Below are 20,112 nucleotides of genomic sequence, written 5' to 3'. Positions count from 1 at the left end.
CCTACTGCACGCGGGTCGAGGCGATGCCGCGCGCGGCGAGCTGCTGCTGCACGCTCTGCGGTCCGGCGAGGTGGCCCGCCCCCACGGCGACGAACACCACCCCCGGCCGATCCAGCCGCGCCTTCAGCCAGTTCGCCCAGGCCGCGTTGCGATCGGTGAGGAGGACCTTGTAGATCTCGGGCGCGCTCTCGTCCTCGTTGAGCAGGTGGGCCAGGTGCTCGGCATCGCCCTGCTTCCAGGCCTCCACCATCGCGGCGATGTCCGCGCGCACGGTGGGCAGCGCCTTGACCACTTCGCGCAGGTAGGCCTGCTGCGCGGCCTCGGGCAGGGTGTCGAAGAGGTCGATCTGGTAGGCCGCGGTCTCCAGCGCATGGTGGGTCATGCCGCGCGTCCGGGCCAGCGCCTGGACCTGCGTGTCGATCCCGCTCTCGATGGTGTAGCCCGCCGTCGTGAGCGGGACCAGCGTGAGCACGAGGGCGGCGTACCAGGCGTCGTTGGCGTCGAACAGCGCGGGCGGCATGCCCAGCGTGCGCAGCGCCGCCTCGTAGGCGTCCCTGTCCTTCGCGGGCAGCGCCGAGCGGAGCGTCCGGCCGTCCGCCCGCAGGCTCTTGCCGGCGATCGGGTCCGTGGCGGGAGCGGCATCGTCCATCGGGATCTCGGTCACCAGCTCCTGCGCGGCGTCGAAGGCGGTGGCGACCGGGCCCTGGCGCCACTCGACCGGCTGCGGCAGCACGTGGATGGTGCCGAAGAGCCAGATCGTCGTGTCCGCGTCGGCGACCTTCCACAGCGCGGGTCGGACCGGAGCCACCGGAGCAGTCACCGGAGCAGCCGCCTGAGCAGCGAGCGGGGCGGGCGCCGCCGCCACCGCCGGGGACGCCTCCTGGGCGCCTGCGAGCGCCGGGGGGAGAGCGGAGAGTGCCAGGACGGCGGCGCCGAGCAGGGAGCGGATGCGGACCATGGGAAGACCTCGAGGGAACAGAAAGGAGCAGGCAGGGACCGTCCGGTACGACGGTTTCGCGTCAGCGCAAGCGGCGCCAGGCCCAGCCGATGCACCAGATGACGCACACCATGGCGTAGATGGCGATCTCGTCCGGCTCGGCCACCAGTCCGCCGCGCCAGGCCAGCCACCAGATCGGCGCGACCAGGACGTAGGCGTACAGCGCCAGCGTGGCGCCGAACTCGTACTCGGCGCGTTCGATCTCGTCGAGCGTCAGGTGCCAGTAGACCGAGACCGCGACTGCGACGATCCAGCCCGCCGCCGTGCAGAGCGCCACCAGGGCGCTGACGGGAGCGGAGGTGAAGAGCATGCCGAAGGCGCTCGCGCCGCCTTCGAGGTGGGCCACGATGCCGGCGAGCACGCCCACCACCAGCGATATCCCCAACGAGGCGTAGAGCGCCACGCGGGAGCGGCGCACGCGCGGGCTGCGCGGCAGCGGAAAGCGATGGCGCACCGACAGGGCCAGCCAGGCGCCGGCGACGATGGCGAGCAGGGCCAGCCCGCTGCCGATCGCGCCGCCCAGGCCGAAGCGGCCCTGTTCGCGCACTGCGGCAGCGACCCCGGCGGCGATGCCGAGGCCGAATACCGCCACGATGAAGCCGCCGCCCAGCCGCAGGGCCGCATGGAGGGCGCTCATCGGCGCGGGACGATCAGGCGTGTCCGTCATCGAAAATCTCCTCGATCGAAAGGTTGAACAGCCGCGCGATGCGGAAGGCGAGGGGAAGCGAGGGGTCGTGCTTGCCGGTCTCGATGGCGTTCACCGCCTGGCGGGAGACGTCCAGCCGTTCGGCAAGCTCGGCCTGGCTCCAGTTGCGCTCGGCGCGCAGCACCTTGAGGCGATTGTTCATCGGCCCCTCAGGCGCGTCACCTGAAACGCCACGAAGAAGATGAGGAGCCCCGCCAACTGCGCCGCATCGGCTGCGGAGATCCCGCCAAAGCCCTCGGGCCGCGGTGGCGCCCCGCTCGCGCCGTCGATGATACCGCGGAGGAACTCCAGGAACACGCCGACCAGGATCATCCCCAGGAAGGCTGCGGAGGCGGAGCGGAACCACAGGTCCTGCATGTACTCGTCGCGCAGGCGGCGGACGAAGAGAAAGGCCAGCGCCCCGATCAGGGCGAGCGTGAAGGCGATCTGCACCCCGTGCGGCCATTCGAGCACCCGGCCGAGGCAGAGCCCCACGATCGCGGCAGTGCCGACTTCCGAAACCCGAAGGTAGAGCGCGACGCGCGACTGGGTGGACATGGTGCGGCTCCGGTCAGGCGAGGGGGGCGAGCAGCACGATGCGCGCGCCGTGCTGCCCGGCGGCGGCTTCCAGGGCAGTGCCGCGCGGCCCGGCCGGCTGGCCCAGCGCCGGGCCGGCGAAAGCGAGGATCGTCAGCAGGGCCGCAACGGCGGCCAGCGCGATCACGATCAGCTTGTGCTCGGCCGTCGGGGCATTGTGCCCCCAGCGCAGGTAGTTGCGCCGTTCCTGCGGCGTCGGATCGGGCTTGCCGAACAGGAGGGTGTTCACAAGGCTGCGGCCAGTGACAGCCCTGCCAGCTACGGCGCCAGTTGCGGGCTTGGATGTATCGGTCATCGGGAACTCCGTCATGAGTTCCTGACATCGTGTCAGGTATGCATGACTATATGTCGCGATTCGCTGACTATGTCAACAAGACCTGACATCGCCCGGCGCGCCGCTATGCGCAGTTGATTTGGCAGGCCTGATCCGCCAAAGGCGCGGGGGAAAAATTGCCCGCCACCCAACGACGGATACCGCATGACCGCGCCCCTGGCTGAACAGCAGCCCCTCAGCTTCCAGGACATGATCCTGACGCTCCACCAGTTCTGGAGCGCGCAGGGCTGCCTCATCCTGCAGCCCTACGACATGCGGATGGGCGCGGGCACGTTCCACCCGGCGACCACGCTGCGCGCGCTCGGGCCCGAGCCCTGGAAGGCGGCCTACGTCCAGCCTTCGCGGCGCCCCACCGATGGCCGCTACGGCGAGAACCCCAACCGGCTGCAGCACTACTACCAGTACCAGGTGATCCTGAAGCCGAACCCGGAGAACCTGCAGGAGCTGTACCTCCAGAGCCTGGCGGCGATCGGCGTCGATCCGCTCGCGCACGACATCCGCTTCGTCGAGGACGACTGGGAAAGCCCGACGCTGGGCGCCTGGGGCCTCGGCTGGGAGGTCTGGTGCGACGGCATGGAGGTGACGCAGTTCACCTATTTCCAGCAGGTCGGCGGGTTCGACTGCAAGCCGGTGGCCGGCGAGCTGACCTACGGGCTCGAGCGCCTGGCGATGTACATCCAGGGCGTGGACTGGGTCTACGACCTCAAGTTCAACAACGAAGGCGTCAGCTACGGCGACGTCTTCCTCGCCAACGAGCAGCAGCAGTCGAAGTACAACTTCGAGATCGCAGACACCGATGCGCTGTTCGCCGGCTTCCGCGCGGCCGAGGCCGAGTGCATGCGCTGCATCGCGGCGGAGATCCCGCTTGCCGCCTACGACCAGGCGATCGAGGCCAGCCACCTGTTCAACCTGCTGCAGGCCCGCGGCGTGATCTCGGTCCAGGAGCGCGCCAGCTACATGGCGCGCGTGCGCGATCTCGCCAAGGGATCGTGCCAGGCCTGGATCGACGTGAACAAGGACAAGTGGGAAGCCAAGTTCCCGGGGTGGACCGTATGACCGACTTCCTTCTCGAACTGCGCTGCGAGGAAATCCCGGCGCGCATGCAGGCCGGCGCGCGTGCCGATCTGGAAAAGCTGTTCCGCAAGGAGATGGAGGCCGCCGGCGTTGCGCTGGGTCTCGTCACCGTGTGGTCGACCCCGCGCCGCCTGGCGCTGATCGCCAATGGCCTGCCCGAGACGACGCAGGCGGTGCGCGAGGAGACCAAGGGCCCGGCCACCAGCGCGCCCGAGCAGGCGCTCGAGGGCTTCCTGCGCAAGACCGGGCTCACCCGCGAGCAGCTCGAGGTGCGCGACCTCAAGGGCAAGGACACCTACTTCGCGGTCGTGGAGAAGCCCGGCCGCGCGGTGGGCGACGTCCTGGCCGAGGCCATCCCCGCCATCGTGCGGGCCTTCCCCTGGCCCAAGTCGCAGCGGTGGGGCGCCGCCTCGATCACCACCGAATCGCTGCGGTGGGTGCGCCCGCTCTCGGGCATCGTCGCCATCCTCGGTGAAGACCTGGTGGAGTGCGAGGTCGGCGGCATCCGCTCGGCCTACGCCACGCGCGGCCATCGCTTCCATGCGCCCGGCGAGATCACCATCGGCGGCGCCCACGACTATGCGCGCAAGCTCTCCGCCTGCCACGTCATCGTCGACCATGTCGAGCGCCAGGACCTGATCCGCGACGAGGCGCGCAACGTCGCCGCTGCCGCCGGGCTGACGCTGGTCGAGGACGAGGGGCTGGTGATAGAGAACGCCGGCCTCACCGAATGGCCGGTGCCGCTGCTCGGCCGCTTCGACGAGGCGTTCCTGGACGTGCCGCCCGAAGTGATCCAGCTGACGGCGCGCGTGAACCAGAAGTACTTCGTGTGCGAGGACGCCGAAGGGCGCCTCGCCGACGCCTTCGTCTGCACCGCCAACATCGACGCGACCGACGGCGGCGCCGGGATCGTCGCAGGCAACCGCAAGGTCCTCGCCGCGCGGCTGTCCGACGCGCGTTTCTTCTGGGAGCAGGACAAGAAGACCCCGCTGTCCGAGCACGCGAGGAAGCTGGCGCGCATCACGTTCCACGAGAAGCTGGGCACGGTGGCCGACAAGGTCGCGCGCGTGGCGGCTCTGGCCGAGTGGCTGGCGACCGAGGGGATCGTCCCCGGCTGCGACCCGGCTCTGGCGCGGCAGGCGGCGGAGCTGTGCAAGGCCGACCTCGTCACCGAGATGGTCGGCGAGTTCCCCGAACTCCAGGGCCTCATGGGCGGCTACTACGCCCGCGCCGAGGGCCTGCCCGAGGCCGTCGCCGACGCCATCCGCGACCACTACAAGCCGGTCGGGCCGAGCGACGTTGTGCCCACCGCGCCGGTGACGATTGCGGTGTCGCTGGCGGACAAGCTGGATACGCTGCGCAGCTTCTTCGCAATCGACGAGAAGCCGACCGGCTCCAAGGACCCATTCGCTCTGCGCCGTGCGGCGCTGGGCATCCTGCGGCTGGTCACCGACAACAACCTGCGCTTCGGCGTCGCGGAGGGCGATCTGCTCGACTTCTTCGCCGACCGCCTGAAGGTGCAGCAGAAGGAGGCCGGCGTCCGGCACGATCTGATCGACGCGGTCTTCGCGCTCGGCGGGGAGGACGATCTCGTCCGGCTGCTCGCGCGCGTCCACGCGCTGCAGGCCTTCGTGGGCAGCGAGGACGGCGCCAACCTGCTCGCCGGCTACAAGCGCGCCGCCAACATCCTCCGGAAGGAGGACTGGCAGGGCGTCGAATCCGAGATCGCCCGCACCGGCGAGGAGGACCCGCTGGTCCTGGTCGAGGATCCGGACCTGGCGGCGGTGGTGGCGGCCAAGATGGCCGACCGTCACGCGGCCGAAAAAGGCCTTTCCTACACGCCCGAAGAGGCGGAGAAGAGTCTCCTCGAAGCGCTCGACCGGGCGGAACCTCGGGCCTCTGCTGCAGTTGCTCAGGAAGACTTCGCAGGCGCGATGCGTGCGCTTGCATCACTGCGGGCCCCGATCGACGGGTTCTTTGAACAGGTTACGGTGAACGATCCGGATGTCATCAAGCGAAATTCGCGGCTGGCACTGCTTGATCGTTTCCGTGCTGCAGTGCACAATGTCGCGGATTTCTCGCGGATCGAGGGGTAGGAGGATTCCCCTCGCTTCCGCATCGTTGCGCCAATCCTGGAAAGTTAGGGGATAGATGGACAGGCAGGTCTACACGTTCGGCGGCGGGGTCAAGCACGACGATCCGCGCGCGAAGGACAAGGTGATCACCGGCGGCAAGGGTGCCAACCTGGCCGAGATGGCGGGCATCGGCCTGCCGGTCCCTCCGGGCTTCACCATCACCACCGAGGAATGCGTCAAGTACCTGGCCGAAGGCGGCGACTTCTCGGACCAGCTGCGCGCCGACGTGGCCGAGGCGCTGACCCACATCGAGACCACCGTTGGCAAGACCTTCGGCAATCCCGCCGATCCGCTGCTCGTCTCGGTGCGCTCGGGTGCGCGCGTGTCGATGCCGGGCATGATGGACACCGTCCTCAACCTCGGCCTCAACGACGAGACGGTGGAGGGCCTCGCCGCCACCTCGGGCGACGACCGCTTCGCCTGGGATTCCTACCGCCGCTTCGTGCAGATGTACTCGGACGTCGTCCTGGGCGTCGAGCACCACCTCTTCGAGGAAGCGCTGGAGATCGCCAAGGAAGACAACGGCTACCTCAACGACGTCGAGATGTCGGCCGACGACTGGCGCAGGATCGTCAAGGAATACAAGGGTATCGTCAGCGCCGAGCTGGGCCGTGAGTTCCCGCAGGACGTCCACGAGCAGCTCTGGGGCGCCATCCAGGCGGTGTTCGACAGCTGGGATTCGGACCGCGCCAAGGTCTATCGCCGCCTGAACGACATCCCGGGCGACTGGGGCACCGCGGTCAACGTGCAGGCCATGGTCTTCGGCAACATGGGCGACACCTCGGCCACCGGCGTCGCCTTCACCCGCGACCCCGCGACGGGCGAGAAGGCCTACTACGGCGAGTGGCTGGTCAACGCGCAGGGCGAGGACGTCGTCGCCGGCATCCGCACCCCGCAGTACCTCACCCGCGCCGCGCGCGAGCGCGCCGGGGCCAAGCCGCTGTCGATGGAAGAGGCGATGCCGGAGGCCTACGCCGAGCTCGCCGCGGTGTTCGAGCTGCTCGAGAAGCACTACCGCGACATGCAGGACATCGAGTTCACGGTGCAGCAGAACAAGCTGTGGATGCTGCAGACCCGCTCCGGCAAGCGCACCGCCAAGGCCGCGCTCAAGATGGCGGTCGACATGGTCGAGGAAGGCCTGATCGACGAAGCCACCGCGATCAAGCGCGTCGATCCGATGGCGCTCGACCAGCTGCTCCACCCCACGCTCGATCCCAAGGCCCCGCGCGACGTGCTCGGCAAGGGCCTGCCCGCGTCGCCGGGCGCCGCCTCGGGCGTGATCGTTCTCGATGCCGACACCGCCGAGAAGCGCGCGGAGATGGGCGAGGCGGTCGTGCTGGTGCGCGTGGAGACCTCGCCGGAAGACATCCACGGCATGCACGCGGCCAAGGGCATCCTCACCGCGCGCGGCGGCATGACCAGCCACGCCGCGGTGGTGGCGCGCGGCATGGGTCGTCCCTGCGTCTCGGGTGCCTCGGGGCTGTCGATCGACATGAAGAGCCGCACCCTGCGCATGGGCACGCGCGAGCTCAAGGAAGGCGATCTCATCACCCTCGACGGCGCCACCGGAGAGATCATGGCCGGCGAGGTGCCGACCATCGAGCCGGAGCTGGCGGGCGACTTCGCGACGCTCATGGAATGGGCCGACAGGCATCGCCGCATGAAGGTGCGCACCAACGCCGAGACCCCGGCGGACTGCCGGATGGCGCGCCAGTTCGGCGCCGAGGGCATCGGCCTGTGCCGCACCGAGCACATGTTCTTCGACGCCGGCCGCATCTCCGCCGTGCGCCAGATGATCCTGGCCGAGGACGAGGCCGGCCGCCGCGCCGCACTCGCCAAGCTGCTCCCCGAGCAGCGCGCGGACTTCCAGGCGATCTTCGAGGTCATGGCGGGCCTGCCCGTCACGATCCGCCTGCTCGACCCGCCGCTGCACGAGTTCCTGCCGCACGGCGATGCCGAGTTCGCGGAACTCTCCGAGACGATCGGCATCGGCGTCGACACGCTCAAGCGCCGCGCGGACGAGCTGCACGAGTTCAACCCGATGCTCGGCCACCGCGGCTGCCGCCTCGGCATCACCTTCCCCGAGATCTACGAGATGCAGGCGCGGGCGATCTTCGAAGCCGCGTGCGACGTCGCGGCGGCTTCGGGCGAGGCGATCGTGCCCGAGGTGATGATCCCGCTGGTGGCGACCCGCCGCGAGCTGCAGATCCTCAAGAAGGTGGTGGACGATGCCGCCGCCAAGGTCTTCGCCGAGCAGGGCCGGACGCTCGACTATCTCGTCGGCACCATGATCGAGCTGCCGCGCGCCGCGCTGATGGCGGGCGAGATCGCCGAGGAGGCCAAGTTCTTCTCGTTCGGCACCAACGACCTGACGCAGACCACGCTGGGCGTGAGCCGCGACGACGCCGCGCGCTTCCTCAGCCCTTACGTGGAGAAGGGCATCTACCCGCGCGACCCGTTCGTCAGCCTCGACATCGAGGGCGTCGGGCAACTGGTGCAGCTGGGCGCCGAGCGCGGCCGCGCGACTTATGCCGGCATCAAGCTCGGCATCTGCGGCGAGCACGGCGGCGACCCGGCCTCGATCGCGTTCTGCGAGACGGTGGGCCTGGACTACGTCAGCGCCTCTCCGTACCGCGTGCCCATCGCCCGGCTTGCCGCGGCGCAGGCGGCCCTGGCCTGAGGCCGGGCGGGGCAGGGGCTCCGGCCCGCAAGGGAGGGGGGTTACCGTCCCCCTCCGCCTGCCCCCCGCACCCGCTCATGCCGAGCATGCCGAAGGACGGGGCCGCGCTTCGTCCCGGGGCCTTCGACAAGCTCAGGCTGAGCGGGGTGGAGAGGTTGGCTTAGGGATAGGTCTGGCCTGTAGGGCAGCAGGGGGCACTCGCCTCGAAGCCGGCACACACCGGGCCCTCCATCGCCGCTCGTGCTGAGGTTGCCGAAGCATGCAGACTGAGCGCCCCGCCTTGGGGCCTTCGACAAGCTCAGGCTGAGCGGAGTGGAGAGGTTTGGCGTGCGGGACGGGGTTGGCCTGTAGAGGCAACGCCGGTTACTGGCCTCGACACCGGGACACCGCCGAAGCCTCCAACCCCGCTCATGCTGAGCTCGTCGAAGCATCGTAACCGCGCGCCTCTCCAGCCGCCTCCAGGCCTTCGCCGTCAGCGCTTCCAGCCCGAAAGCGTGAGGATCTTGAAGCGCTCCACGGTGCGGCCGTTCTCCCCGGCTGCCGCGAAGGCGGCGCGGGCGCGCGACAGGGCCGCCTTGCCGAGCGGGGGGCCGGGATCGGCGAGGACATTGCCCAAGCCTTGTGCGCGCAGGTCTGCGACGAGCCTGTCGAGGCTGCGGAAGCCGACATCGACCGGTCGCTGGTCCACCACCGGATCGGCGAAGAGCGTGCGCTGCAGCAGCTGCGCGCCCGCGCGCACGTCCACCATGGGGTGGAGGCGCGGCGCCGGGCGCGCGCCGTCCGCGGCCAGCATGACCTCGCGCATCACCGGCAGGCTGCCGGAGGATAGCAGGCTGGCGATCAGCATCCCGCCCGGCGCCAGCGCCCTGCGGGCGTGGACGAGAGCGCCGGGCAGGTCGTTGAGCGTGTCGAGGGTGCCGAGGCTGGCGACGAGGTCGAAGCCGTCGAACGGGTAGGGCCGCTCCTCGTCGAAGCCGGTCGCCGGCTCGGCCTCGGTCACCTCGGCACCGCGCGCGGCGAGGGCCGGAGCGAGGGCGCCGGTGTAATCGCCGATCACCAGCGCGGTGCGAGGCTCGAAGCGCAGGAACGAGAGCCGTTCGAGCACGTCCTCCACCATGTCGTCCACGAGATAGCGGGGCGCGTCGGCCGCGTTCTGCAGCGCGAGCATGCGCCGCCGGGCGGCGGTCCGGCGGGCCGGGGAGAAGATGCGGGGGGGAGCCTGGGGTGCCATGCCTTCCCCCTGCCGCGCCGATGAAATCCTTGCAACGGCTTGTTGCCTGCAGGAGGGGCGATAGGCTGGCGCCATGCCGCTCGGACAGGCCCTGGCGCCGCTGCTAGATCTCGTGTTCCCGCCGCGCTGCCCGCTTTGCGGTGCGGCGCTGGGATCGCCGGCCGGGCTGTGCGCGGCGTGCTGGAGCACGCTCGCGATCCCGGGGGAGCCTGCCTGCGGCTCGTGCAGCCGCCCTTTCGGCGATACGATGCCGCAGGGCGGCACGTGCGCGCCCTGCCTCGCCGATCCGCCCCGCCACGCCGGCATCGCGGCGGCGACGCTCTACAACGAGGCCTCGCGGAAGCTGGTGCTCGCCTTCAAGCACGGCAACCGTATCGCACTGGCGCCGATGATGGCCGACCTGATGATGCCCAAGCTGTCCGCAGTCGACGGCGGTTGGCTGGTCGTGCCGGTGCCGCTGCATCGCTGGCGGCTGTGGAAGCGCGGGTACAACCAGGCGGCCGTGCTGGCAGCGCAGGTGTCCCGCCGGACGGGCGCGCGGCTCGCCGTCGATCTGCTCGAGCGGCGGCGGCCGACGCCGACGCTGGGCGGGCTCGGCAAGCTGGCGCGCCAGCGGGCGCTGTCCGGTGCCATCACGCTCAACCGCCGGGGTGCCAGGGGACTGAAGGGTGCGCGCGTGGTGCTGGTGGACGATGTGCTGACGAGCGGGGCCACCAGCGCGGCCTGCGTCTCCGTCCTGCGGCGCGCGGGCGCGGAGCGGGTGATGATCGCCTGCTTCGCACGGGTGCTGGACGAAGCCCTGCCGGCGGCGCCGTGACCCGTAGCCTGGACCGCCGTGCCCCTCGCTCCGCCCGGACGCGAAAACGCCCGGGACTTGTGGTCCCGGGCGTCCTCGTGACGAAACTGTTGGACCCTGCTTTCGCAGCTCGGCGGTGCCCCTGAACGCCGCCTGGCCCGATCCCTCATCAGTAGCAATCCCTGAACCGTGGCGCTTTCCTGGTCAGACCGTATTCCCGTGGCGGAACACTTGCCTGTGAGCGACCTGTGGGTCAGAAGCAGCCCCCCAGCTGCAGGTACAGAATTCATCGAATCGTCTTTTTTGAAAAGAGGGTTCGGCAATCAAGATGGATTTTGGTCACCGGCTGTTGTCATCCTGCAACAATCCGTCCAGCGGGCGGCATCGAGGAAAACGGGTACTCATGACAGACGCCACGACCGCCGAGCGGGAGCTGGGATCGGCATTCCTGCCACGCTTCGATGCGCAAGGGCTGCTGATCGCCATCGCCGTCGATTCGCAGACGCGCGCGATTCTCATGGTCGCCTACATGGACGCCGAGGCGCTGGCGAAGACGCGCGAGACGGGCCTTGCGCACTTTCACTCGCGCTCACGCGGGAGGCTGTGGCTGAAGGGCGAGACTTCGGGCCACTTCCTGCGCGTCGAGGAGATCCTGGTGGATTGCGACCAGGACGCCCTGCAGCTGGTGGTCAGGCCGGAGGGGCCGGCCTGCCACACCGGGGCGCCGAGCTGCTTCTACCGCCGTCTCGAAGGCGACCGGCTCACGCGCATGCCCGGCTGACGGGCTGCCTTCAGCCGAGGATCTCGTCGAAGAACGAGAGCATCGAGGACCAGGACTGGCGATCGGCGCTGGCATCGTAGTCCAGCGCCGCCATCCCCTTGGCAGGGCTGTCGGGGTCGGTGAACCCGTGCTTCACGCCGCCATAGGCGTGGAAGTGCCAGTGCGCGCCGGCGGCATCCATCTCCTCCCAGAAGGCGAGCACATGCTCGCGCGGCGCGAGCGGGTCGGCATCGCCGTGGCAGACCAGGACGCGGGCCGCGATCGTGCCGGGCTGCGCCGGTGCGGTGGTCGGCAGCGTGCCGTGGAAGCTGACCACGCCCGCAAGGTCCATGCCCGCGCGTGCGGCCTCCAGCACGGCTTGCCCGCCCATGCAGTGGCCGATGGCGAAGACCGTCAGCCCTGCCGCCTCGGGAAGCGTCCGCAGCGCCTCGATCCCTGCCGCGATGCGGGCGCGGTAGTGGGCATTGTCCGCTCGCAGCTTCTCGGCCAGCGGGAAGGAGGCTTGGAAGCTTTCGACTGGCTCGCCGTAGAAATCGACGATCATCACCAGGTAGCCGGCCTCCGCCAGCCGCCGCGCGCGCTTCTCCATCAGCGGGTTGACGTTGGCGATGGTGGGGAACAGGGCGACCGCCGCGCGCGGCGTGTCCTGCGGACGGGCCAGCCATCCGGTCAGCGCCACGCCTGCGTGCGAATAGGGGACGGCCTCCAGGCCAGGTGTGAACATCGAAGGGGCCTCGGCGCTTGTCGGGGTGGGGAAAGGGTCACTCGGGCAGGAAGTCGGGGACCGAGAGATAGCGCTCGCCGGTGTCGTAGTTGAAGCCCAGCACGCGGCTGCCGGCCGGAAGCTCAGACACCTTCTGGGCGATGGCGGCCAGCGTCGCGCCCGAGCTGATGCCCACCAGCATGCCCTCGACGGTGGCGCTGCGCCGCGCCCACTCCTTGGCGTCCGCGGGGTCGACCTGGATCGCGCCGTCGATCGACTGGGTATGCAGGTTGCCGGGGATGAAGCCGGCGCCGATGCCCTGGATCGGATGCGGGCCGGGCTGCCCGCCCGAGATCACCGGCGACAGCGTTGGCTCGACGGCATAGGCCTTCATCTCGGGCCAGCGGGCCTTCAGCGTCTCGGCGCAACCGGTGAGATGGCCCCCAGTGCCGACGCCGGTGACGAGCACGTCGATCGGGGTGTCGGCGAAGTCCGCCAGGATTTCCTGCGCCGTCGTCCGGACGTGGACGTCGATGTTGGCGGGATTGTCGAACTGCTGGGGCATCCACGAGCCGGGCGTCGCCTCGATCAGCTCCTTCGCCCGCTCGATGGCGCCCTTCATGCCCTTCTCGCGCGGGGTGAGGTCGAACTTGGCGCCATAGGCCAGCATCAGCCGGCGCCGCTCGACGGACATCGATTCGGGCATGACCAGGATCAGCGCGTAGCCCTTGACCGCCGCGGCCATGGCGAGGCCGATGCCGGTGTTGCCCGAGGTCGGCTCGATGATGGTGCCGCCCGGCTGGAGGCTGCCTTCCGCCTCGGCGGCCTCGATCATGGCGAGACCGATGCGGTCCTTGATCGAGCCGCCCGGGTTGGCGCGCTCCGCCTTGACCCAGACCTCATGGTCGGGGAACAGGCGCGCCAGGCGGATGTGCGGCGTGTTGCCGATGGTGGCGAGGATGCTGTCGGCCTTCATGCTTGTCGCTCCCAACGTGGTTCGAAGGTGCGGGCCCGGCGGATCTCGGGGAAGAGCCAGGCCCATGCCAGGGTGATGACTATGGCAGCGCTGCCGCCGAACACAACCGCACCGGTCGCGCCCAGCAGCGCCGCGGCGAACCCGGACTGCAGTTCACCGAGTTCGTTCGAGGCCGAGATGGCCAGCCCCGAGATGGCCGAGACGCGGCCGCGCACGTCGTCGGGCGTGCGCAGCTGGACCAGCGAGCTGCGGATGAACACCGAGATCATGTCCGCCGCTCCGAGAAGGGCCAGGCACCCGAGCGAGAGCAGGAAGTGGCGCGAGAGGCCGAACGCGACGGTCATCGCGCCATATCCCACGACGGCGGCCAGCATCTTCACGCCGACGTCGGCCTTGAGCGGGCGGAACGAGAGCCACAGCGCCACGACCGCGGCGCCGGCGGCGGTGGCCGCGCGCATCTGGCCGAGCCCTTCGGGGCCGACGTGCAGGATGTCGCGGGCGAAGACCGGCATCAGCGCGGTCGCGCCGCCGAACAGCACGGCGAACAGGTCCAGCGTGATGCAGCCCAGCAGGAAGCGCTCGCTCCACACGAAGCGGAAGCCCTCCACGATCTGGCGTATGGGATGGGCCCTGCGCGCATTCTGCGCCGGCGGCGGCAGGTTGCGGATCGACTGGATCGACACCGAAGCGGCAAGCGTGAAGGCGGCGGAGCACCAGTAGGGCAGGGCATGGTCCGCGCCGAACAGGAAGCCGTAGGCGGCCGGGCCGATGATCGTGCCCGCCTGCATGGCGATCGAGTTGAAGCCGATCGCGCGCGGGATCATGGCCGGCGGCACGATGTTCGGCGCGATCGCGCCCATTGAGGGACCGATGAACACGCGGACCGTGCCGTGCAGCACCGCAAAGCCGTACAGCACCGGCAGGCTGCGCAGGTCCATCTCGGTGGTGACCCCCAGCCCGATCGCCACGAGGGTGTCGAGCAGCGAGGCGAGGCCCGCCACCCGGCGCCGGTCGAACCGGTCCGCGATGACCCCGGCCAGCGGCGTCAGCAGGAAGACCGGCAGGAACTGCGCGAAGCCGAGCAGCCCGAGCTGGAATGCCGCCTGCGGGATGGACATCCCGTAGTCGGTCCGCGCCACGTCGTAGAGCTGGTAGCCGATGATGACGACCGTGCCCGTGGTGGCGAGGACGGCGAAGAAGCGAGCGAGCCAGAACTTGCGATAATCGACGATCTGGAGGGGGGAGGTGGGGGCGGGGAGACTCACGCGACGCTGCATGGCAGCGTGGCCTCCCCTTGCCAAGATACCCTTGGTTTATCTGCTCAATAGGTGAACTTGGCCGTGAGCCGCACGTCGCGGCCGGCCATCGGCACGAAGTCGCGGGTGAACGAAGCCGAGCGCCGGCCGACCACGTCGAACAGGTTGTCCGCCGACAGCATGAGGGTGACGGGGCCGTTCTCGCCCATCGGGTGCCAGTCGGCGCTCAGGTTGACGAGCGTGAACGCACCGGTGGGGTTCTCGTAGTCGCCCACCCGGTCCTGCTTGGCATTCCATTCGACCTCGCCGCGCAGCCGCAGGTCGCCGAAGGCCACCGTGCTGCCGCCGCGCACGCGGAGCGGCGGTATCCGGGGCACCGGGCCATAGCCCTTGATCTGCGCATGGGTGTAGTCGGCGGCGGCATCGAGCCGCAGTTCGCCCCCGGTCCACGCGGCAGCCTGCACGCTGCCCGCGGCCTCGAAGCCCTTGAAGCGCGCGTCCACGCCCGTGTACTGGTACACCGGCTGGCCGTCCTCCTCCTCGCCGGTGGCGAGCGGGGCGATGTAGTTGTCGAAGTCGGTCAGGTAACCCGTCAGCGAGAAGTCCACCGTGGGCGTGTTGTAGCGCAAGTACGCCTCGAAGCCGTTGCTCTTCTCGACACCCAGCGTGCGGTCGCCCACTTCGTACGACTGGGTCGCGATGTGGATGCCGTCACTCAGCAGCTCCTCGGGAGAAGGCGCGCGTTCGCCATGGACGAAGTTGGCGCCGAGGTTGAACCCGGTGCCCGACTTCCAGCTTGCCCCCACGGCACCCGACCACAGGTCGAACGTGCGGTCGAAGTCCGCCCCGCGCGAGCGGACGTGCGAGCTGTCGTAGCGGCCCGAGGCATCCAGCGTCACGCCGGAGCCGATCTCGAGCGACTGCAGCGTGAAGACGCCGATGCGATCCACCTCGTAGTCGGGAACGACCGCCTCGGGCCCGGTGACGGTGAGGCTGCGCCACAGGTACTGGACGCCGCTGCGGCCCCGCCAGCCGCCACGCGCCGCCTGCACCAGGTCGGCGCGGGTCTCGATGCCTTCGCCCTCGAAGACGGTGCCGACCTCGTCGCCCTCGAACTCGGTGTGCTCGTAATCGGCATAAGCACCGCGGACCTGGACGCTCTCGAGAAAGCCGCCGAGCTTGAGCTCGCCGCGCAGATCGAAGCGATCCTGCTTGAGCCCGATGGTGACCGGACCCTCGCCATGCTCGTGGCCTTCGCCTTCTTCCTCCTCGTGGCCGTGGCCGGTCTCGGGCCTCTCGGGCACGCCATAGTCGGTGTCGTAATGCTGGTACGAGATGCCGAGGCTCCCGCCCGCGTCGATGAACGCGAGGCCGGCACCGATCGTCTTGGTCTCGGCGGCCGAGTTCGGCAGGCGGTCGGTGCGGCCGGCTTCGGCCTCCAGTTCCTCGGCCTCCGCCGTCTCGCCATCTTCGCGCAAGTGCTCGGCGGCATGGAGCATGTCGCCGCGCAGCGCCTTGGAATAGACGTGCCCGCCCACGCGCAGATCGTCGCTCTTGCGCCAGGAGGCGTCGACATGCGCGACGAAGCGGTCGCCCAGCGGCGCCTCGAGCGATCCGCTGAGCGCGCGTTCGTCCGCAGCCGTCGCGTAGCTGCCGATCGCGGTCGCGGTGATGCGCTCCGGGACCTGGCGCGGGATGCGCTTGTCGATGGCGTTCACGGCGCCGCCGATGGCGTTGCCGCCGAACAGCAGGACCGAAGGCCCGTGGAAGACGTCGATATGGTCGACGGTGAGCGGATCGAACACCACGGCATGGTCGACCGAGACGTTCGACGCGTCGAGCGAGCCGATGCCGTCGGTGAGCACGCTGACGCGGTCGCCGCTGAAGCCGCGAAGGACCGGACGCGAGGCGCCCGGCGAGAAGCTGGTCGAGGACACGCCCGGAAGCGCGTTCAGGATCTCGCCGATCTGGCCGCGCGTCTCTGCCACCAGCGCATCGCCCGAGATGCTGGCAGTGGCGGCAAGGAGGCCGTAGTCCGTCGGGGGATGGCCGACGACGACGATCTCGCTTTCGCCGGTTTCCTCCGCATGCGCCGGGGCATGGGCGTCGGTGCGCGGCTGCGGCACCGCGCCAGCCGACGCGTCCTGCGCACGGGCAGTGACGGGAGCGACGATGGAGAGGATGCTGGCGCAGGCCAGCAGTGCGAGTCGAGAGGGCTGCTTGTTCATCAGGCTCCGCTAACTGTGATGTTATACTGTATCAACATCAAAGCTGGCTATGGAGACGAAGCGTTCCTCGGCAGCGGTGAATGGAAAATAGCCGCTTAGCGGCGGGGGCGCAGCCGCGGGTTGGGCTGCAGGGTGTCGACCATCTTCAGGAAGTCGTCGATCCGGATGATGCGCTCGAACTGGAAGCCGGCGCGGCCCTCGTGAGTCCAGATCATGTGCGCTTCGATGCGCCCGATTACCGGCAGGCGCATGACGAGGCGCTCTCCGCGCTCCATCGGCGGCTCACCATCGACCATGAAGCCTTGCGCGGAGAGGTTGACGATGTGGAGGTGCAGGTCACCGAGCTGCCGATGCTCCGCGATCACCGTGTAATCGACGGGGTGGCGTGCCGCGCGCCGCTTGTCGGTTACCGTGAGCTGAGCTCCCGCGCTCATCGTCCCTGCCTCTGCCGTTGAACCTGCCGAAGGCAGTAACGGCAAATGGCAAACAAAGGGTAAATCCGGCCCGCCCGCGCCGCCGCGCGGGAGAGCCGGCCAAGGTCAGATACCCTTAACGATGCCGTGCTTCTTGCGCCCGACGCTGAGCTTGAGGGTGGCGCCCGCAGGAACCGAGAGCAGCATCGCCGGGTCCTCCATCACCACGTCGTCGAGGCGCACCGCCCCTTCGGCGATCTTGCGCTTCGCTTCCCCATTCGACGCCACGAAGCCGAGTGCGGTGCAGGCGGCGCCGAGCCGGATGCCCTCGGGCCCGACCTCGACCGTCGGCAGGTCCTCACCCAGGCCGCCGCCGGCGAAGGTCGCCTGCGCGGTGGCCTCTGCCGCCCGGGACGCTTCCTCGCCGCGGCAAAGGCGGGTGGCCTCGTTGGCGAGGACGATCTTGGCGGCGTTGATCTCGCTGCCCTGGAGCGCTTCCAGGCGCTCGATCTCGTCCAGCGGCAGGTCGGTGAACAGGCGCAGGCGCTTGCCGACGTCGCGGTCGTCGGTGTTGCGCCAGAACTGCCAGTAGTCGAAGTGCGCCAGCTGGTCCTCGTTCAGCCAGACCGCGCCGCCCACCGTCTTGCCCATCTTGGTGCCGTCGGCGTTGGTGAGCAGCGGCGTGGTCAGGCCGAAGACCTGCGTGCCGTCCACGCGACGTGCGAGTTCGACGCCGTTGACGATGTTGCCCCACTGGTCCGATCCGCCCATCTGCAGGCGGCAACCTGCGCGGCGCGACAACTCCAGGAAATCGTAGGCCTGGAGGATCATGTAGTTGAATTCCAGGAAGCTCAGCGACTGTTCGCGATCGAGGCGCAGCTTGACCGAGTCGAAGCTGAGCATGCGGTTGATCGAGAAATGCTGACCGATGTCACGCAGGAACGGGATGTATTCGAGGCGGTCCAGCCACTCGGCGTTGTCCACCATGATCGCGTCGCTCGGTCCGTCGCCGAAGGTCAGGAAGCGCTCGAAGACGCGGCGGATGGAAGCGACGTTCTGCTTGATGAGATCCTCGGTCAGCAGCTTGCGCGCCTCGTCCTTGAAGCTGGGATCGCCGATCTTGCCGGTGCCACCGCCCATCACCACGATCGGCTTGTGGCCGGCGCGCTGGAGCTGGCGCAGCATCATGATCGAGACGAGATGCCCGACGTGCAGCGAGGGCGCGGTCGGGTCGAAGCCGATATACCCCGGCACCACCTGCTTTTCGGCCAGGGCGTCGAGGCCCTCGGCATCGGTCAGCTGGTGGATGTAGCCGCGCTCGTCGAGCAGGCGGAGCAGGGAGGAGGTGTAGGTCATCGGTCCGCTTCGGTATTGTCGGGAGCGGCGCGCCTAGCACGCGGCCGGCGACAAATAAATCGGTACGATGTTGCGGCTGGGGTCGGGCGCGGCATAGTCGCAGCCATGGCAGAGCTCTCGTTTCATCCCGCCCATCCGCCGCTTGGCGTTCGCAGCATCGAGGCCCGGATCCTCGGGTTCGACACGAAGTGGCTGCAGCTGCGCTGGATCCTGCGCGGGGCCGAGCGGGTGGTGGTGCCGCCCTTCGCCGGCAAGGGCCGCGCCGATGGCCTGTGGCAGACCACATGCTTCGAGATGTTCGTCCAGCCGGCCGGGGAGGCCGAGGGGGCGGGCTACGCCGAGTTCAACTTCTCCCCGTCCGAGCGCTGGAACGCCTATGCGTTCTCGGCGCCGCGCGAGGACATGCGCGAGCGCGCGTTGGCCCGCGATGCGGTCTGCACCTGGCGGGGCGGATCGGACATGGCGATCTTCGATGCCGCGGTGCCGGCGAGCGGCTTGCCCCTCCCGCCCTGGCGCTGCGGGTTCACGGCGGTGATCGAGGAGGAGGGCGGCATCAGGAGCTACTGGGCGCTGGCGCATGGCTCCCCGGCACCCGACTTCCACGATCCGTCTTGCTTCGTCCAGGAGGTTGCGGCACCGAGCGGGGCATGAAATTCGGTATCGACCGCCTGATCGCGGACCCCGCCCTGCGTGCGCCTCTCGAAGGCCGCCGCGTTGCGCTCGTCGCCCACCCCGCTTCCGTCACGGACGGGCTCGTCCATTCGCTCGACGCGCTGATGGCGGCGGGCGTCACCGTCACGAGTGCGTTCGGCCCGCAGCACGGGCTGCGCGGCGACAAGCAGGACAACATGGTCGAGACGGCGGACGAGACCGACCCGGTCTATGGCATCCCCGTGTTCAGCCTCTACGGCCAGGTGCGGCGCCCCACCGCGGCGATGATGGACAGTGCGGATGTCTTCCTGTTCGACCTGCAGGACCTCGGCTGCCGCATCTACACCTTCGTCACCACGCTGCTCTACCTGCTCGAGGAGGCGGCGGCGCGCGGCAAAAGTGTCTGGGTGCTCGACCGACCCAACCCCGCCGGCCGGCCGGTCGAGGGGACGAGACTGACCGCCGGGGAGGAGAGCTTCGTCGGCGCGGGGCCGATGCCGATGCGCCACGGCCTGACGCTGGGCGAGATGGGGTCCTGGTTCATCCGCCGCTTCGCGCTGGACGTCGACTACCGCGTGATCGCGATGGAAGGCTGGGCTCCTGCGGAGGCGCCCGGCTTCGGTTGGCCGCAGAGCCGGATCTGGATCAACCCGAGCCCCAATGCGGCAAGCCTCAACATGGCGCGCGCCTATGCGGGGACGGTGATGCTGGAGGGCACCACGCTGTCGGAAGGGCGGGGAACCACGCGCCCGCTGGAAGTGCTGTTCGGCGCGCCGGACGTGGACGCCCGCGCGGTGCGCGCCGCCATGGAGGCGATGGCGCCGGAATGGCTGGGGGGCTGTGCCCTGCGCGAATGCTGGTTCGAGCCGACCTTCCACAAGCACGCGGGCGCGCTGTGCAACGGCCTGATGGTCCACGCCGAGGGCGCGTTCTACGACCATGCGACATTCAGGCCCTGGCGGCTGCAGGCGCTCGCCTTCAAGGCGATCCGCGGCCTTGACCCCAACTATCCGCTCTGGCGGGACTTCCCCTACGAGTACGAATTCGACCGCCTGGCGATCGACGTCATCAACGGCGGGCCGGCGCTGCGCGCCTGGGTCGACGATCCGCAGGCGCTGCCCGGCGACCTTGAGGCACTGGCATCGCGCGACGAAGCCGCCTGGCAGGACGAGGTCGCCGACTTGCTCCTCTACCGTTGAGGCGCGCGCTCCGCAGGGTT

General features: G+C 69.5%; 19 protein-coding genes. 7 read left to right on the top strand and 12 right to left on the bottom strand.

Going from position 1 to position 20,112, the window contains the following annotated elements; genetic code table 11:
* Position 1 precedes the first annotated feature (1 nt).
* The 5 genes from ACFFJC_RS02620 to ACFFJC_RS02600 all read right to left on the bottom strand — a co-directional run bounded on the left by ACFFJC_RS02620 (position 2) and on the right by ACFFJC_RS02600 (position 2,574).
* The gene (locus ACFFJC_RS02620; RefSeq protein WP_379486023.1) at positions 2-958 is read right to left on the bottom strand and encodes a TraB/GumN family protein; all 957 of its coding nucleotides are present in this window, start codon (positions 956-958) and stop codon (positions 2-4) included.
* A gap of 61 nt (positions 959-1,019) precedes the next feature.
* Positions 1,020-1,664 (bottom strand): hypothetical protein, encoded by a 645-nt coding sequence (locus tag ACFFJC_RS02615; RefSeq protein WP_379486022.1) that lies wholly within the window; start codon positions 1,662-1,664, stop codon positions 1,020-1,022.
* The gene (locus ACFFJC_RS02610) at positions 1,648-1,845 is read right to left on the bottom strand and encodes a helix-turn-helix transcriptional regulator (protein ID WP_379486021.1); all 198 of its coding nucleotides are present in this window, start codon (positions 1,843-1,845) and stop codon (positions 1,648-1,650) included. The genes ACFFJC_RS02615 and ACFFJC_RS02610 overlap by 17 nt, the downstream gene beginning before the upstream one ends.
* A complete protein-coding gene (locus tag ACFFJC_RS02605; protein ID WP_379486020.1) occupies positions 1,842-2,240 on the bottom strand; it encodes a hypothetical protein in 399 nt (132 codons plus the stop codon). The genes ACFFJC_RS02610 and ACFFJC_RS02605 overlap by 4 nt, the downstream gene beginning before the upstream one ends.
* Before the next feature lie 13 nt (positions 2,241-2,253).
* Entirely contained in the window at positions 2,254-2,574 is a 321-nt protein-coding gene (locus ACFFJC_RS02600) for a hypothetical protein (protein ID WP_379486019.1), read from the bottom strand.
* A gap of 183 nt (positions 2,575-2,757) precedes the next feature.
* Between ACFFJC_RS02600 and ACFFJC_RS02595 the strand changes: the two genes are divergently transcribed.
* The 3 genes from ACFFJC_RS02595 to ppdK are packed head-to-tail and all read left to right on the top strand — an operon-like array spanning position 2,758 to position 8,502.
* The gene (locus ACFFJC_RS02595; RefSeq protein WP_379486018.1) at positions 2,758-3,669 is read left to right on the top strand and encodes a glycine--tRNA ligase subunit alpha; all 912 of its coding nucleotides are present in this window, start codon (positions 2,758-2,760) and stop codon (positions 3,667-3,669) included.
* On the top strand, positions 3,666-5,783 hold the full coding sequence (gene glyS / locus ACFFJC_RS02590; protein WP_379486017.1) for a glycine--tRNA ligase subunit beta: 2,118 nt from the start codon (positions 3,666-3,668) through the stop codon (positions 5,781-5,783). The genes ACFFJC_RS02595 and glyS overlap by 4 nt, the downstream gene beginning before the upstream one ends.
* A 55-nt stretch (positions 5,784-5,838) precedes the next feature.
* Positions 5,839-8,502 (top strand): pyruvate, phosphate dikinase, encoded by a 2,664-nt coding sequence (gene ppdK, locus ACFFJC_RS02585; protein WP_379486016.1) that lies wholly within the window; start codon positions 5,839-5,841, stop codon positions 8,500-8,502.
* Positions 8,503-8,974: 472 nt separating this feature from the next.
* On the opposite strand, the gene ACFFJC_RS02580 is transcribed toward ppdK, so the two are convergent.
* Positions 8,975-9,733 (bottom strand): methyltransferase domain-containing protein, encoded by a 759-nt coding sequence (locus tag ACFFJC_RS02580; RefSeq protein ID WP_379486015.1) that lies wholly within the window; start codon positions 9,731-9,733, stop codon positions 8,975-8,977.
* Positions 9,734-9,806: 73 nt separating this feature from the next.
* Here ACFFJC_RS02580 and ACFFJC_RS02575 point away from each other — a divergent pair, with 73 nt between their 5' ends.
* Positions 9,807-10,550: a double zinc ribbon domain-containing protein gene (locus ACFFJC_RS02575; RefSeq protein WP_379486014.1), complete on the top strand. Its 744-nt coding sequence runs from the start codon at positions 9,807-9,809 to the stop codon at positions 10,548-10,550.
* Between the two features lie 382 nt (positions 10,551-10,932).
* Positions 10,933-11,310 (top strand): phosphoribosyl-AMP cyclohydrolase, encoded by a 378-nt coding sequence (hisI, locus tag ACFFJC_RS02570; protein WP_379486013.1) that lies wholly within the window; start codon positions 10,933-10,935, stop codon positions 11,308-11,310.
* A gap of 10 nt (positions 11,311-11,320) precedes the next feature.
* On the opposite strand, the gene ACFFJC_RS02565 is transcribed toward hisI, so the two are convergent.
* The 6 genes from ACFFJC_RS02565 to tyrS form a co-directional block, all read right to left on the bottom strand.
* Positions 11,321-12,034 carry a dienelactone hydrolase family protein gene (locus ACFFJC_RS02565; protein WP_379486012.1) on the bottom strand — a complete coding sequence of 238 codons (714 nt, stop codon included), beginning with the start codon at positions 12,032-12,034 and terminating at the stop codon, positions 11,321-11,323.
* A 37-nt stretch (positions 12,035-12,071) separates the two neighbouring features.
* Positions 12,072-12,989, bottom strand: a complete 918-nt coding sequence (gene cysK / locus ACFFJC_RS02560) for a cysteine synthase A (protein ID WP_379486011.1) — start codon at positions 12,987-12,989, stop codon at positions 12,072-12,074.
* Positions 12,986-14,266: an MFS transporter gene (locus tag ACFFJC_RS02555; RefSeq protein WP_379486010.1), complete on the bottom strand. Its 1,281-nt coding sequence runs from the start codon at positions 14,264-14,266 to the stop codon at positions 12,986-12,988. Before ACFFJC_RS02555 ends, cysK begins: the two co-directional genes overlap by 4 nt.
* Before the next feature lie 44 nt (positions 14,267-14,310).
* Positions 14,311-16,473, bottom strand: coding sequence for a TonB-dependent receptor (locus ACFFJC_RS02550; protein WP_379486009.1), 2,163 nt, complete (start codon positions 16,471-16,473; stop codon positions 14,311-14,313).
* A 95-nt stretch (positions 16,474-16,568) separates the two neighbouring features.
* Positions 16,569-16,907, bottom strand: a complete 339-nt coding sequence (locus tag ACFFJC_RS02545) for a PilZ domain-containing protein (protein WP_379486008.1) — start codon at positions 16,905-16,907, stop codon at positions 16,569-16,571.
* Between the two features lie 105 nt (positions 16,908-17,012).
* Positions 17,013-18,242: a tyrosine--tRNA ligase gene (gene tyrS, locus ACFFJC_RS02540; RefSeq protein ID WP_379486007.1), complete on the bottom strand. Its 1,230-nt coding sequence runs from the start codon at positions 18,240-18,242 to the stop codon at positions 17,013-17,015.
* Between the two features lie 105 nt (positions 18,243-18,347).
* Between tyrS and ACFFJC_RS02535 the strand changes: the two genes are divergently transcribed.
* Together ACFFJC_RS02535 and ACFFJC_RS02530 are read left to right on the top strand one after the other, a co-directional pair.
* On the top strand, positions 18,348-18,893 hold the full coding sequence (locus tag ACFFJC_RS02535) for a DOMON-like domain-containing protein (RefSeq protein ID WP_379486006.1): 546 nt from the start codon (positions 18,348-18,350) through the stop codon (positions 18,891-18,893).
* Positions 18,890-20,092 carry an exo-beta-N-acetylmuramidase NamZ family protein gene (locus tag ACFFJC_RS02530; protein ID WP_379486005.1) on the top strand — a complete coding sequence of 401 codons (1,203 nt, stop codon included), beginning with the start codon at positions 18,890-18,892 and terminating at the stop codon, positions 20,090-20,092. The genes ACFFJC_RS02535 and ACFFJC_RS02530 overlap by 4 nt, the downstream gene beginning before the upstream one ends.
* Positions 20,093-20,112: the final 20 nt, after the last annotated feature.

The organism is Novosphingobium soli (genome assembly GCF_042432915.1).
Taxonomy (GTDB): Bacteria; Pseudomonadota; Alphaproteobacteria; order Sphingomonadales; family Sphingomonadaceae; genus Novosphingobium; species Novosphingobium soli.
Note: the sequence above shows the minus strand (reverse complement) of the source record. Positions and strands in the feature narration are given on the sequence as shown.